This window comes from Mesorhizobium sp. M0145 (genome assembly GCF_040322355.1).
In the GTDB taxonomy this organism is placed as follows: Bacteria; Pseudomonadota; Alphaproteobacteria; order Rhizobiales; family Rhizobiaceae; genus Mesorhizobium.
Genome location: NZ_JAMYTK010000019.1, coordinates 38,715 through 51,305 on the forward strand (window position 1 = coordinate 38,715; position 12,591 = coordinate 51,305).

At 60.7% G+C, this 12,591-nt stretch carries 20 protein-coding genes and 1 tRNA gene; 10 read left to right on the plus strand and 11 right to left on the minus strand.

The features are described 5' to 3' along the window. The first annotated feature begins 75 nt into the window (after positions 1-75). Together NKJ28_RS23955 and NKJ28_RS23960 are read left to right on the plus strand one after the other, a co-directional pair. Entirely contained in the window at positions 76-549 is a 474-nt protein-coding gene (locus NKJ28_RS23955) for a VOC family protein (RefSeq protein WP_352450557.1), read from the plus strand. An 84-nt stretch (positions 550-633) separates the two neighbouring features. Next, positions 634-1,413, plus strand: a complete 780-nt coding sequence (locus tag NKJ28_RS23960) for a class I SAM-dependent methyltransferase (protein WP_352637200.1) — start codon at positions 634-636, stop codon at positions 1,411-1,413. Between the two features lie 42 nt (positions 1,414-1,455). Here NKJ28_RS23960 and gcvA read toward each other — a convergent pair whose 3' ends face one another. Then, complete coding sequence (gene gcvA, locus NKJ28_RS23965; RefSeq protein WP_352637201.1) at positions 1,456-2,349, minus strand: transcriptional regulator GcvA; 894 nt, start codon at positions 2,347-2,349, stop codon at positions 1,456-1,458. 208 nt (positions 2,350-2,557) lie between these two features. Between gcvA and NKJ28_RS23970 the strand changes: the two genes are divergently transcribed. From NKJ28_RS23970 to NKJ28_RS23985, 4 genes are all read left to right on the plus strand, one after another. After that, a complete protein-coding gene (locus NKJ28_RS23970) occupies positions 2,558-2,743 on the plus strand; it encodes a DUF1127 domain-containing protein (RefSeq protein ID WP_352637203.1) in 186 nt (61 codons plus the stop codon). 72 nt (positions 2,744-2,815) lie between these two features. Next, positions 2,816-3,301, plus strand: a complete 486-nt coding sequence (locus tag NKJ28_RS23975; RefSeq protein ID WP_352456958.1) for a VOC family protein — start codon at positions 2,816-2,818, stop codon at positions 3,299-3,301. Between the two features lie 34 nt (positions 3,302-3,335). Next, complete coding sequence (locus NKJ28_RS23980; protein WP_352567972.1) at positions 3,336-4,061, plus strand: SDR family oxidoreductase; 726 nt, start codon at positions 3,336-3,338, stop codon at positions 4,059-4,061. A 234-nt stretch (positions 4,062-4,295) separates the two neighbouring features. Further along, positions 4,296-4,730, plus strand: a complete 435-nt coding sequence (locus NKJ28_RS23985; RefSeq protein ID WP_352456956.1) for an FKBP-type peptidyl-prolyl cis-trans isomerase — start codon at positions 4,296-4,298, stop codon at positions 4,728-4,730. Here NKJ28_RS23985 and NKJ28_RS23990 read toward each other — a convergent pair. From NKJ28_RS23990 to NKJ28_RS24000, 3 genes are all read right to left on the minus strand, one after another. Beyond that, positions 4,718-5,281, minus strand: a complete 564-nt coding sequence (locus NKJ28_RS23990; protein WP_352637204.1) for a hypothetical protein — start codon at positions 5,279-5,281, stop codon at positions 4,718-4,720. The two genes, NKJ28_RS23985 and NKJ28_RS23990, sit on opposite strands and share 13 nt — an antisense overlap. Continuing rightward, the gene (locus NKJ28_RS23995) at positions 5,271-5,585 is read right to left on the minus strand and encodes a Panacea domain-containing protein (protein WP_352637249.1); all 315 of its coding nucleotides are present in this window, start codon (positions 5,583-5,585) and stop codon (positions 5,271-5,273) included. Before NKJ28_RS23995 ends, NKJ28_RS23990 begins: the two co-directional genes overlap by 11 nt. A 61-nt stretch (positions 5,586-5,646) precedes the next feature. Next, positions 5,647-5,723 (minus strand) — tRNA-Thr (locus NKJ28_RS24000). Positions 5,724-6,012: 289 nt separating this feature from the next. Between NKJ28_RS24000 and NKJ28_RS24005 the strand changes: the two genes are divergently transcribed. After that, positions 6,013-6,810 carry a hypothetical protein gene (locus NKJ28_RS24005; RefSeq protein ID WP_352637205.1) on the plus strand — a complete coding sequence of 266 codons (798 nt, stop codon included), beginning with the start codon at positions 6,013-6,015 and terminating at the stop codon, positions 6,808-6,810. A 2-nt stretch (positions 6,811-6,812) separates the two neighbouring features. Here the strand turns inward: NKJ28_RS24005 and NKJ28_RS24010 are convergent, their stop codons facing one another. Together NKJ28_RS24010 and NKJ28_RS24015 are read right to left on the minus strand one after the other, a co-directional pair. Then, the gene (locus tag NKJ28_RS24010; protein ID WP_352637206.1) at positions 6,813-7,043 is read right to left on the minus strand and encodes an RNA-binding protein; all 231 of its coding nucleotides are present in this window, start codon (positions 7,041-7,043) and stop codon (positions 6,813-6,815) included. A 2-nt stretch (positions 7,044-7,045) separates the two neighbouring features. Beyond that, a complete protein-coding gene (locus NKJ28_RS24015; protein WP_352637207.1) occupies positions 7,046-7,231 on the minus strand; it encodes a hypothetical protein in 186 nt (61 codons plus the stop codon). A gap of 156 nt (positions 7,232-7,387) precedes the next feature. On the opposite strand from NKJ28_RS24015, the gene NKJ28_RS24020 reads away from it, so the two are divergent. Further along, positions 7,388-8,116, plus strand: a complete 729-nt coding sequence (locus NKJ28_RS24020) for an HAD family acid phosphatase (protein ID WP_352637251.1) — start codon at positions 7,388-7,390, stop codon at positions 8,114-8,116. Positions 8,117-8,165: 49 nt separating this feature from the next. Here NKJ28_RS24020 and NKJ28_RS24025 read toward each other — a convergent pair whose 3' ends face one another. Further along, on the minus strand, positions 8,166-9,146 hold the full coding sequence (locus tag NKJ28_RS24025) for a quinone oxidoreductase family protein (protein WP_352637208.1): 981 nt from the start codon (positions 9,144-9,146) through the stop codon (positions 8,166-8,168). Between the two features lie 98 nt (positions 9,147-9,244). Here NKJ28_RS24025 and NKJ28_RS24030 point away from each other — a divergent pair, with 98 nt between their 5' ends. Next, on the plus strand, positions 9,245-9,637 hold the full coding sequence (locus NKJ28_RS24030; RefSeq protein WP_352637209.1) for a winged helix-turn-helix transcriptional regulator: 393 nt from the start codon (positions 9,245-9,247) through the stop codon (positions 9,635-9,637). Positions 9,638-9,711: 74 nt separating this feature from the next. Here NKJ28_RS24030 and NKJ28_RS24035 read toward each other — a convergent pair whose 3' ends face one another. After that, entirely contained in the window at positions 9,712-10,317 is a 606-nt protein-coding gene (locus tag NKJ28_RS24035) for an NADPH-dependent FMN reductase (protein WP_023678377.1), read from the minus strand. Between the two features lie 91 nt (positions 10,318-10,408). On the opposite strand from NKJ28_RS24035, the gene NKJ28_RS24040 reads away from it, so the two are divergent. Next, a complete protein-coding gene (locus NKJ28_RS24040) occupies positions 10,409-10,777 on the plus strand; it encodes a winged helix-turn-helix transcriptional regulator (protein ID WP_023678378.1) in 369 nt (122 codons plus the stop codon). A gap of 49 nt (positions 10,778-10,826) precedes the next feature. On the opposite strand, the gene NKJ28_RS24045 is transcribed toward NKJ28_RS24040, so the two are convergent. From NKJ28_RS24045 to NKJ28_RS24055, 3 genes are all read right to left on the minus strand, one after another. Next, positions 10,827-11,147 (minus strand): hypothetical protein, encoded by a 321-nt coding sequence (locus NKJ28_RS24045; RefSeq protein ID WP_352456951.1) that lies wholly within the window; start codon positions 11,145-11,147, stop codon positions 10,827-10,829. Positions 11,148-11,290: 143 nt separating this feature from the next. Further along, positions 11,291-11,686, minus strand: coding sequence for an acyl-CoA thioesterase (locus NKJ28_RS24050; RefSeq protein ID WP_023678380.1), 396 nt, complete (start codon positions 11,684-11,686; stop codon positions 11,291-11,293). 138 nt (positions 11,687-11,824) lie between these two features. Then, the gene (locus NKJ28_RS24055; protein WP_352637211.1) at positions 11,825-12,487 is read right to left on the minus strand and encodes a hypothetical protein; all 663 of its coding nucleotides are present in this window, start codon (positions 12,485-12,487) and stop codon (positions 11,825-11,827) included. Between the last annotated feature and the right edge of the window lie 104 nt (positions 12,488-12,591).

A 12,591-nucleotide genomic window follows, 5' to 3' on the forward strand; every position in this document is an offset into this window, starting at 1 on the left:
AGGCCAGCTGTGAAAAACCCGGGTTGATTTCAAAAGCCCCGATTGATTTCGAAAGCAAAGGGACCAGCAATGACAATCGCCAAGAACACGATCTGCCTTTGGTACGACAAGGACGCCGAGGCTGCGGCCCGCTTCTATTCCGAGATTTTTCCCGACAGTTCGGTGAAATCCGTCCACCGCGCTCCCAGCGACTACCCGTCCGGCAAGGCAGGCGACGTGCTGACGGTCGAGTTCACGGTCGCCGGCATCCCCTGTCTCGGCCTCAATGGCGGGCCCGCGTTTAAACACAACGAAGCCTTCTCCTTCCAGATCGCCACCGACGATCAGCAGGAGACCGACCGCTATTGGAACGCCATCGTCGGCAATGGCGGCCAGGAAAGTGCCTGCGGCTGGTGCAAGGACAAATGGGGCATCTCCTGGCAAATCACGCCGCGCGTGCTGACCGAAGCGATGGCCGCCGGCGGCGATGAAGCAAAGCGCGCATTCGAGGCGATGATGGAGATGAAGAAAATCGACGTTGCAGCGATCGAGGCGGCGCGGCGCGGCTGACAGTTCGGGGGTGGCCCGACGCGAAAAGATCAGGGCAGAGCGGCCGGAAATGCTGCCGGCCCATCATCTCCAGGCAGGCGTGCGATGGTGCTGAACTGCGCTGCGTTTTACGACGCCGAACTGCGACGGCACAACGAGGTCTTCAGGGCTGCGGTCAAGGTGGGAACGCGCGATCGCGTGCTCGATATCGGATGCGGTTCGGGACAATCCTCTCGTGATGCTGCCCGTGTCGCGGTGGAAGGCAGCGTGCTCGGCGTGGACGTATCGGCCGAGATGCTCGAGATCGCCCGGAAGTGTAGCGCGAAAGAGGGATTGCGAAACGTCGCCTTTGAGCGCGGCGATGCGCAATTGCTGGTATTTCCGCCTGCCGGCTTCGATCTGTGCATTAGTCGATTTGGAGTGATGTTCTTTGCCGATCCGGCGGCGGCGTTCGCCAATATCGCCCGGGCGATGCGACCAGGGGCACGTCTTGTGTGGATGGTATGGCGATGCCAGGACCGTAACGAGTGGGCAACTGCCATTCAGCGGGCAATTGCGCCGGCGACCGCCATATCGGGGGGCGCCGCCACCCCGTTTTCGCTTGGCGACCCCGCCATCACCGCGGAGATCTTGCGTGCATCCGGTTTTGTTTCGGTCGACTATGCCGAAGTGCATGAGCCGGTCTTCTACGGCCAGGACGTCGATGCGGCCTATGACGCTTTGCTTGGCCTGCAACTGGTCAAGGATCCGCTCGCCCGCGCGGATGTGGATGTCGACGCGGCGCTGCGGCGGTTGCGCGATCTGCTCGACGCACATTTGACCGCGGACGGTGTGCTTTTCGACTCGCGTGCCTGGATCGTCACCGCGTTTCGGGCGAGCGGATAGTAACCACTCGATGTAGACGATCCTGTTCTCTCGGCCTTCCCGTCAGTCCATTTGCGGCGCGACTTCTGAGAGCAGCCAATCCCGAAAAGCCTTGACTTTGCGCTGACGGATCGCCTCTGGCGGGTAGACGAAATAGAAGCTGGAGGGGGAATTCAGGGCGTGGCCGAAGGGGCGGACGAGTCGCCCGGCGGCAAGGTCGGCCGCAACCAGCATGGTCCGGCCGAGCACCACCCCCTCGCCTTGTGCGGCCGACTCCATGGCAAAGGTGGCAGAGTCGAAGGTAATCCCGCTCTGCGGGTCCACGCCCTCGACCCCGGCGCTTGCTAGCCAGGTCGCCCAGTCGATCGGAAAGCTGTCGCGGATCAGCGTGTGGTGTTTGAGGTCCTGAGGCGTGCGGAGCGGATGTGCACCCTCAAGAAGCTTTGGGCTGCACACTGGAAACACCTCCTCGCCGGTGAGGAACTCTGACGTGAGCCCCGGATAGTTTCCGTTGCCATAACGGACGGCGACATCGATGCCGTCGCCGAGGAAGTTGGTCAGCTTCCCGCTTGTCGAAACCCGCACATCGACGTCGCCATGCGCACGGTGAAAGCGATAGAGGCGGGGCACCAGCCATCTCCCCGCGAAGCCATCGGAGGTGCTGACGTTCAATGTCGAGCTCGAATAGCGGGCTGTTGCTGCCGCGGTGGCGGTGGCCAACTGGGCGAGCGCCTCGCGCACCGCCCGCGCATAGGGCTCGCCAACGGCTGTCAGACTCACCGAACGCGTACCGCGCTCGAACAGCTGCACACCGAGCTGATCCTCAAGATTCTTGATCGCCCGGCTGATCGCACCGTGGGTGACATGAAGTTCCTCTGCCGCCTTGGAGAAACTCAACAGGCGCGCCGCGGCCTCGAAACTTGGCAAGGTGGTGAGGGGAGGCAGCTTCCGGGGCATGGATCGATACCTGTACGTGTGAGTGATGCTCACAGATTGTCGCCGATAAGTCGTTTGTCGTCCAGGCCAGAAGCCGGCATATTTGCTCGCGTAATCAGTCATTCACCGCCGCTGCAAAAAGGAGAGTTTGATGTGACTGATACTCTCGCTGACGAAAGTCGCGGGGCAACTGCTGAAACCAAAACTGCCGCCACTCTGGGAGAGCACCATGAACGCCAAACGAGTTGAACCCATCGTCGACGTACTGACCGGCATGGCCGGCCGCATCCTCGCCTCGAGCAGCCGGCGCCGGACCGGGCGGCAGATTGCACGCTTCTCGACCCGCCGGCTCGAAGACCTCGGATTTGCCCGCGACTGGGACGGCTCGGTCTATCGGCCGTCGGACTACCGCTAGCCTGAACGAAAGCAACAGCGGACAGGCTCTTCGCAAAAGATCGCTGTCGCAAGGAATTAATGGAGAACGGACATGGCCACCATCCACCCATTCCTCTGGTTCAACACCGATGCGGAGCAAGCTCGCGATTTCTATCTCTCGGTCTTCAAGAACAGCAAAGCGCTCCAGACCATCGAATACACCGACTGGGTGTCCGGAACCAACAAGACGGTCCCGCATGCCACCTTCGATTTCGAGCTCGAAGGACTGCACCTTACAGCGCTCAACGCCGGGCCGCAGCCGCCTTTCAACGAGCGGCTCTCGCTCTACATCGAGACCAGGGACCAGGCCGAGACCGACTACTACTATGAGGCGCTCACCGCCGGCGGCGGCAGGGCACAACCCTGCGGCTGGCTCACCGACAGATACGGCGTCTACTGGCAGGTCATCCCGGAAATCCTGCCGCGGCTCAGTGCCGATCCGGACCGCGAAAAGGCCAACCGCGTCCGGCAGGCGATGTATGGGATGCGCAAGATCATCATCGCCGAGCTCGAAGCCGCCTACGCCGGCAAGGCCTGACCCTCACCGCAATCGCAACGAACGGAGAACCCTCATGACATCGCTCGTGGACAGGAAAGTCATCGTCGTCGGCGGTAGTTCCGGCATCGGTCTCGGCGTCGCGGAAGCTGCTCTCAACGGCGGAGCGAAGGTCGTGATCGTCGGACGCTCGCCCGAGAAACTGCTGGCTGCCGAACGGACGCTCAATGCGGGCCGCGTGACAAGCGTGGTCGCCGACATGACCGACGAAGCGGACGTCGCTCGCCTGTTCGACGAGGTCGGTCCCTTCGATCACCTCGTATCGACCGCCGGAACACTGCCGCCCGGCGATCCCATCGGCAGTACCGACATGGAGGCTGTGCGAGGCTTCGTCGATAACAAGCTGATCGGCGCCGTCTTGCTCTCCAAGCACGCTGTGCGCACCCTGAAAGCCGGCGGCTCGATGACCTTCACCTCGGGAATAAATAAGGATCGGCCGCCGGTGCCGGGAGGCTCGGTCGTCTCCGCGATTGCCGGTTCATTCAGCTACTTCGCCCGCGCCCTGGCGCTCGAACTGGCCCCGACGCGCGTCAATGTCGTGTCGCCCGGATGGGTCGACACACCGATGTGGGACATTGTTGGAGAAGCCAAATCCAGCTTCTTTGCCGACATGGCTGCCCGGTTGCCATCGAGAAAAATTCCGACCGCTGCGGACGTCGCCGCCGCCTACCTCTACCTCATGGAAAGCGACTTCACGACCGGCGAGACGATCCGCATCGATGGCGGCCATAACCTGATCTAGCCGCCATTTGCACGCCGCCTGAATGGGTTGAGCCGGCATGACCGCTAGTCCGGTGCACTGCTGCCGAAGGCGACGAACGCCGGCGGGTCATGCCGGCGTCGCTCAATCGGGGTTTACATCGGCGGCCAGGTCCCTAGTTTTAGCGTTTCGCGCCGCGCACCTAAGTGCGTGGATGATCGAGGACGGGACCGTGAGCTTTGGCCGGCCCCTCGAAACTTTCAAAGGATGGCTATCATGACACAGGCCAAGAATGGCGACACCGTGCGCATCAATTACAATGGACGCCTGGCAGACGGCACCCAATTCGATTCTTCCGGCAACGAACCGCTGCAATTCACGCTGGGTGAAGGACAAGTGATCCCTGGTCTTGAAACCCATGTCGAGGGCATGGAGGTGGGCGCGAAAAGCACCGTGACTGTTCCCGCCGAGGCCGCCTATGGCCCCCACCGCCCCGAAGCGGTCATGACCGTCGACCGCGCCCGCGTGCCAGACAACATCAACGTCGATATCGGCACTCGATTGCAGGTCAGAACCTCAGAAGGGCGCCCGATGCCGGTAACAGTCGTCGGCGTGGACGACACCAGCGTCAAGCTCGACGGCAATCATCCGTTGGCCGGACGGGATCTGGTGTTCGACGTTGAACTGGTCGAGATCGTTCAGGCGGCGTAGGGCACGGCCAAGGCCTTGTTGGCTATGAATTTCGGGTGACGCACTTCCGCCGGAGATTTCGGCGGTGCGTCACCTGTCGGAGGGAGAGACCGCGACGGCGGAAATCGTGTAGCTTGCAGCAACCCATAGATACATTCGGCATCTGGAATGTCCAATTCAGCGTCGCAGTCTCGAGGACCTGTGGAAGGGTAGTGTCTCAGTTTGAAATTTAAGCCGTCCCCGCCTTTGGCGACCATGCGGTCAAGGACGCGCCCGAGGATGGTAGCGATCTCTTCCATCCCCATTCTCTTGGCCAGCGGAATCAGGACGAGCAGTTCCAAAATCAACAGTGCGATTGGCCCGCCGAACGTCGGCATGAGCGTGAAGAAAACAACGTCCAGCAACATCACGGCTATGACGATGAAGACAAATCGTTCTTCAAGCCGAGCGTCGCGTTCATGCGCAAGCTTCGCCTGCAATTCTTCAATTTGTTTGTCTTTGGGTGATGGCTCGGACGATACCAGAGCGCCAAAGCCTTTGCCGACCACTGGCGGGTCGGCTTCACTCCCCATTGTCCAGTTCCCGATACTCGTTCAAGATATCCGCATTCGGGATTACGCAATGGCGCATCCCAGGAATGTAATTCTTAGCCCACGCGCCATCTTTCCGATGCGTGGCATTAACGAGCCGCCCCGGCCCCAATTTTCCAAGATCCCTGCAAGCCTCGTCTAGGATCGCCCTCTCAGGGCCCGGGTTTAAATCGCCAATCCCGTAGAAAATATTGTCCACCCGGTCTGCGCCAAATATCTTAAGGCGCTGATAGAGGTCAGGGTGGACGGGTCCGTACTCCCATGCCTCAAAGTGCCCATCGACCAGTGGCTCGCCAGTTCACAAACGGCTGTCACTATGTTAAGTAGCGACAGCCGTAGTGATTTGGTGGAGCGCTCGACAGGACTCGAACCTGCGACCGGGAAGCTACGAAACTCCAGCTCTATCCAACTGAGCTACGAGCGCGAAGCGGACGGCCCGAAAGCCGCCCGCCCGATGTTGCCGACCTAAAGCCGCTGCGTTTCCTGCCAGGGATCGCGCAGCGGCTTTTCTATTTGGAAGGGCCGCAGCCGCCGGTCGGCGTCACGCTTTGGCCCCGCACTCTTCTGGACATGACATCCTCCTTATGATTCTTGCATGGTAGTCGCCTTCTCGCCGCCGCGCAAGCCCCCTACTGAGTTAGCAGTTAGCGTTCTTCTCTTGATTTTTCTCTTTAGATGAGAGATAATGTCGATAACAAAACAGGAGAACGACAATGGCAAAGGTGCGCAGCCCGAACTATCCGAACACCGATTTGACAGCGGCGCTAGCGATGGCCCGCACGCTTTACGAAAAAGACCACCGGAACAAGGTTCCCCAGATCGTCGTTGCGCAACATCTTGGGCATGAGGGACTGAGCGGCCCGGCGCTGGGAAAGATCGGTGTGCTTAGGGCCTACGGCCTACTGGAAGGCAGCGGCGACGAACTCCGCCTCACCGACGATGCCGTTGCCGCACTGATGGCCCCACCTGCGTCGCCGGATAGGCGCGACGCACTGGAACGCCTTGCATGGCGTCCGGCTCTATTCCGGGAAATCCGAAAGGAGATGCCAGGCATGCCCAGCGAACCCAATCTGCGATACTGGCTTGCTAAACGAGGATTTGCCCCTGATGCCGTCGCGAAAGCCATAAAGGCTTACCTCGGAACTTTGCGGCTTGTACCGGATTCGGTGGGGAGTTATAATCCCCCGGAACAAGGTTCGGATGAGGAAATAGACATGCAGGTCGAAGAGACTCCCGCGCCAGAAACGACACGCAAGCAGTCATGGCTTCTAGAGGCGGCTCGACGGGCCGGCACCGTCGAAGCCAATCCCGGCACCCGAAAGGAAGTGATCACCCTTGACGAAGGCGACGTGACGATAGTTTTCCCTGAGAACTTGTCGTCAGCAAGCTTTGCCGATCTAGAGGATCATTTGAAGCTGTTCATTCGGAAGATGCAGCGCCGCGCCAGTACCGCCGCGCAGCAAGCATCACATGAACCGATGACGGACGAAGAAAAGGACTCCTACCAGTAGTCCTACTTTTTCCAACGGCTTGCAGCGGCCTTACGCGCGATCTCGGCGCGACGCTCTGGCGTCATGTTCTCGGCGCGCTTCTTTCCGCCCTTGGCACCAAGAGCTTTCGCGGCAGGGTCTTTGCCGTCGTCAATCACATCGTCGGCTTCCTCGCCTGTCGCGATGCGCATGACGCGGACGGCGTTGCCGATCACGTCGGCGGGGCGTTTCTGGCCTTTAGGTCCGGTAGGCATTTCTAGTTCTCCGCATGGCTAAAAACGACAGCGCCGTTGTCCTTACGAACTTCAACGGACACGATTCCATCGTCGCCCTTTCGGGTCTGGAACATGGAGGTAGCGTGGTCTTTCGCCGCCTTCTCGGCGTCGAAGATCACCTTATCGATGATGCCCTGTCTTCCATACCAGATGACAGTGTAGGCCACTTGTCGCCCCTATGCTTTCCGCTAAGCATATAGGCGCTTTCGCCTATGCGGGCAAACCGTGATAGGCGCTTTCGCATATTTCAAATTTCAAACTGAGACACTACCTGTGGAAGACCTCACTTGACAGCCGACTTCTCGTGACAGCAAAGTCTCGTGATGCGGGCGATTGGCTGGAATAGAATTGCGCGTGCCGGTGCAATCGGGCTGATGATCGGCACAAATGTTCCTGGGCCGGCGCGTTCCGACTCGCTCCTTCTCACAAGCCCGTCCCAGCCAGCCAATGTCGGCGATGCGATGCTGGCGGCCGCCAATTATCATGATTCCGGCGACTATGACCGCGACCTGGCCACCGTGGCGAAGCAGGCAGGCGACTGGGTCATCAAGCGCGCAATGGAGGTGCCTCGCCCCGCACTGGTGCTCGATATCGACGAGACGGCTTTGGCCAACTGGGAAGTGATCACACGTGACAATTTCGGCCGCCCGATCGGCGGCGCCTGCGACATCGCAATCGATGGTCCCTGTGGCTGGGCCGCCTGGGATCAGCTTGCGAAGGATCCGGCCATCGACGCCGTGCTGGAGGTCTTCCGGCAGGCACGAGCAGCGAAAGTCGCGGTGTTCTTCATCACCGGACGTCCGGAGGACCAGCGTCAGGCAACCGAACAGAACCTGCAGTCGGCCGGCTATGCCGGCTACGAGCACCTTTACATGGTCCAGCCTGGGGCCAAATACGGCTCCGCCGCAGATTTCAAGGCACCCATAAGGGCCGAAATCGAAAAGGCCGGCTACACAATAATTGCCAATGTCGGTGACCAGCCATCCGACCTGTTCGGTGGGCATGCCGAGAAGCTGTTCCTGCTGCCTAATCCGTTCTACCGGGTTCGCTGACGGCCAGAACGGCACAAGCCCGGATCCTCGGCTCCTTGCCGAGCACCTACTAAGGTATCAGGACAACTTTGCCGGTCGCGCCGCGCTCCTCCAGCAGGCGATGTGCGTGGCTGGCCTGGTCGAGCGGGAAGCGGCCACCTTTGGTCACCACAAGCTGACCACCACCGGCCAGATCGAAAAGCTCCAAAAGGCCGTCACGGAGACCGTCCGTAGACAGCAACTGCAGCAGGGCAAAACCCTTCAGCGACTGGTTGCGGCCGATCATCGCCTCCATCTCCGGGGCGCCGAGGGCGTATCTGCCAAGTGCTGCAAACACCAACTCTCCGCGAGGTGCCAGAGCCTCCAGCGCAACCGCCGTCAGCCGGCCGCCGACAATGTCGTAGATGATGTCGACGCCAGCGCCACCTGTCGCTGCCCGGACGTGCACCGGCCAATCCGTGTTGCTGTAGTCGACGGCAGCATCGGCTCCCAGCGACAAAGTAAGGTCGAGCTTGGCTTTGCTGCCGGCTGCCGCGATGACACGGCTCGCGCCGGCGCGCTTGGCAAGCTGGACGAGCAACGAACCGACGCCGCCCGCGGCAGCGGCGACCAGCACCGATCTGCCGGCCGGCGGGCTTTGCCGCGATAAATACAATGCCGTCAGTCCTTGCACCATCAATGCCGTCGCGTTTTCGAACGAGAGCGAATCCGGCAAGGGCACGGCCAGGCTTGCGTCGATCGTCACATACTCGGCATAGCCGCCAAACGGGCGGCTCGAGGCGAACAACGGCGCGGCGACGCGCGTGCCGAGCAAGGAAGCGTCCACCCCCTGCCCAAGCGCCTCCACGATCCCGGCGGCCTCGACGCCAGGGATCATCGGCAGTCGCGGCGTCACCGCATAGCGATCCGCGCGCATCAGCACTTCGAAGAAATTCACCCCGGCCGCATGAACGCGGACCAGGACCTCGCCGGCTTGCGGCTCAGGCTTCGGCACCGTGACTATGTCGAGAACGTCGGGCCCGCCGAAGCGGCTCAGTTGAATGGCTCTCATCGCATGCACCGATCGCTGTTGGCATCGGCCGCTGTTTGCCACTATCTGCCTGGCTTCGACTACACACCAATTTGTCCGCTGCTGACCGGGAGGTGACCATGGCCAAGCCGATTAAGAGACTGCCGATGCTGCCGGCGGAGCGCGCGCTGAAAGTGATTTCGGGCCGCTGGAAGGCGGTCATCCTGTACCATCTCTTCGACGGGCCCCGGCGGCTGTCGGCGCTGCAGGCGCTGATGCCCGATATCACCCAGAAAGTGCTGATCCAGCAGCTTCGCGAAATGGAAGAGCACGGCCTCGTCCGCCGCGAGATCTTTGCCGAGATACCTTCGCGCGTCGAATATTCGGCGACGCGGCTCGGCCTCAGCCTCGAGCCGATCCTGCTGGCACTTTGCCAGTGGGGCCAGCATCACGCCGACGAGCTGAATGAGATGGACCGCCTTGCCGATTGCATCATCAGACCACGGCAAGCGCAGGACGCCCATGCCGTGTGAACAAAAAGGGCGGCGCATGCGCCGCCCCAATGCTTGGGAGAATTAATCCTTGGGAGGACTGCTCGAACCTGTGCTCAGGCCGCCTTGACTTCCTCGGCGACGGCATCGGCCTGACGCGCCGTCTTCAGCACCCTGGCCCACCATGCAATGTCGTTGACCAGCGCGGTTGCCGCCTGGTTGAGGTGCTCGAACTCATCGAGCTTCTTGTCGCCTTGCTTGACCGCAAGGAAATCGGCCCAGGCGATGTGTACGGCGGACTTCACCGGCGCCATCTGCAGCTCGACCGCATGCAGCCTCAGCTGCTCGACCGCGCGCGCGCCACCGACGCTGCCATACCCGACGAAGCCGGCCGGCTTCTTGTTCCACTCGTTGGCGGCGTAGTCGATGGCGTTCTTCAGCACGGCCGTCGGGCCATGATTGTATTCGGCGGCGGTGAAGATGAAGCCGTCGAATCCGGCGACCTTCTTTTGCCAGCGCTGCGCCACTTCGTTCTGCGACGGCACCCAGGCGGAGGATGCGACCTCATCGAAGAACGGCAGCGGGAAGTCGCGCAGGTCGACGACTTCGACGTCGATGTCGGCGTGCGACTTGGCTATCTTGGCAATCCATTGGGTCGGGACGTCGGCAAAGCGGGCCGCGCGGGTTGAACCAATGATGATGGCGATTTTGGGTTTTGACATAGAGGGGGCTCTCCTTACGGGAATACTGGTATCGTTTAGATACCTGAGCTATATGAGTAACTGGCCGCTCAATGTGCAAGGAGGCACTTTTTTGTTACCAAGGCACCCGCACCGCACCGAGGACTGCCGCGCCATCTCGGAAATCCTGCAGCGCGTCGGCGACAAATGGACGGTGCTCGTGGTCGGCAAGCTTGGCAACGGGCCGCTGCGTTTCAACGAGTTGCGCAGCGCGGTCGGCGGCATTTCGCAAAAGATGCTGACCACGACCTTGCGCGGGCTCGAGCGCGACGGCTTCGTTACGCGCACCGTGTTCCCGACCATCCCGCCGCGGGTCGACTACGAATTGACCGATCTTGGCTACGAACTGCTGGTGCCGGTCGATGCGCTCGGCGAATGGGCACGCAAGAACACCGAGCGCGTCAAGGCGGCGCGCGAGAAGTTCGACGCCATGCACAGCTGAACCCTTGTGCTGCAAGGGTTTGAACCTGTCGGGATCCTCCGGACGAGCGCTACTGCTGTAACTGCATCTTGCTCTTCGGCAGCTTCTCGATCCGGTTCCATTTCGGGTTGGGACTGACCACCTTGCCGCCAATCGTGCAGGTCGTGGTCGTCTCCTTGCGGCAATTGCTCACCGTCGTGCCGCTGGTGTCGCATTTCGTCGCCGAGCAGATCTCGCACTTGGCCGCTTGCCCGTTGATGGTGCGGTTTTCCGACGTGCAGGTGGCGCCTGGATCGCCTTTTTTGACCTCGGCCAAAGCGCTTGCGGACGACAGGCAGAGCAAGGCTGCAAAGGCACCCGCCAGGGCAGCGTTCAGCATGTGTTGACGCATTGTCTTTCCTCCCAAGATCCCGTCGGTCGCGCTGCAGGCGCGCATGCGGGAACCCGTTAGCCAAAGACCACGCGGGATCGCTGTCCGCGTCCCCCGCGCGGGAGAGACGGCTGTTTAAATCCGTCTTCTGGAATCAGGCCGGGTCAGCCTTCGGCCGGAACCGCCTTCGGTTTGCCTTCGCCGTCCAGCGCCACCATGACGAAGTCGGCATGGGTGACCTTCTCCATCAGGTCGGAGAGATAGCGCTGCGCCCAGGCCTCGACCTTGAGCGTCATCGAGGTGCGGCCGACGCGTTCGACATGCGTATAGATGCACAGCGTGTCGCCGATCTTCATCGGCTTGGCGAAGGACATTTCCTTCACCGCCGCCGTCACCACGCGGCCCTTGGCGCGCTCGGCGGCGCGGATGCCGCAGGCGAGATCCATCTGCGCCATCACCCAGCCGCCAAAAATGTCGCCTGCCGCATTGGCGTCGGAAGGCATGGCCAGCGTCCTGAGCGTCAGATCGCCGATCGGCCGCCCGTCCGCGTAATGCACCATGCTGAAAAAACCTTTGCGATCGATTGTCCCGATCCGTATCGGCGGGACGATGATACGTCAACGCGCTCTCCGCACCTGGGTTGCCGGTATGGTGCGCGGCGCACGTACTAACGATAGAGTGCGTAATCGATGGACTTCTCACTTGCTTCTAGGGCGATACACCCCGCCATCACGTGCGAAAGGCTCTATATCTCGACAATCAGGAGGGGCTTTAACGGCGGCCATCCTTGCCAACAGGTACGGGACTCGAAACTCATCCATATTATTTTTTTGCATTTTCTCCACAGCGTTCGAACTGACAGAGTAATCGGGGCAAGTGATGAACGCTTGGAGATATCCACCCCATGCCACCGCCGCTGCATAGATTTTGTACTGTGAACTGCCACGCGGCGCCGCATTGAGTAGACTTAGCATCTCGTCGCGGGGATTCGAGGTTCCAATATCTAAATCTAGAATTTCATAGCTGAGGTCATCGCACTCTGTTCCGGGTACCCCGCCGCCTTTGGCGCTCCAAGTGGTTTGTGCGTCGGAGTAGTGCTTTTGTACTAGTGCGAGGTCTGAAGGACTAAGGCTCCAAGTCAGCTTTTTGTAGTAATTTTCGAACGCCTTAATATCTATCAGCGGAGCCAAATCGCATTTGTCGTCAAATTTCTTGTGTCTCGTCAGCGCGTTCATCATGCGGCCGAGTATGTCGGCGCGAGCCAATGAATCTTGGCTGGCCACGTTGTGATAGACCTCCTCCGCCAAAACGGTCGACGACGCGAGAGATGCGAGAAGCGGCAATAAAAAGATGAGGCGCATTTGAGACTCTTCACGTGAGCGTCGCCGATTTTGTCAGATGCAGCAGACCCTAATGAAGGACTGAGATAACAACAATATAGGAATTACGGTTCTACCTACCGATA